This is a genomic window from Autumnicola patrickiae (assembly GCF_031846525.1).
Classification (GTDB): Bacteria; Bacteroidota; Bacteroidia; order Flavobacteriales; family Flavobacteriaceae; genus Autumnicola; species Autumnicola patrickiae.
The window spans coordinates 1-260 of sequence record NZ_JAVRHM010000091.1; the positions used below are offsets into that span (position 1 = coordinate 1).

The window sequence follows — 260 nt, forward strand, 5'->3', positions numbered from 1 at the left end:
CCTTTCAGCTTTATTAGAAGCATCAAGCTGAATTTCGTCTTCTTCACTCATATTGCTGGCTTTTTATGTTTCTCATTATAAAACCACTGCGCGGCAGCGTGGGCATACGCGATAAACTGAATGTCAAATCCTGATCGGGTACCTCGTAAGTTATCCGGTTAATCAGAAAATCCACAGCTTGTTTCATCGATTCAATGGTGAGCCATTCACCCGCGCAACGATGTCCGCTCATATGTTCTCCCCCACCCTGTGGAATTAAG

1 protein-coding gene is annotated in these 260 nt (G+C 44.6%); it reads right to left on the reverse strand.

Annotation, left to right across the window (positions count from 1 at the left end):
* Window positions 1-43: 43 nt before the first annotated feature.
* Window positions 44-260 (reverse strand): hypothetical protein (locus tag RM549_RS19475; RefSeq protein ID WP_489752697.1); only part of this gene is annotated, 217 nt, incomplete at its 5' end.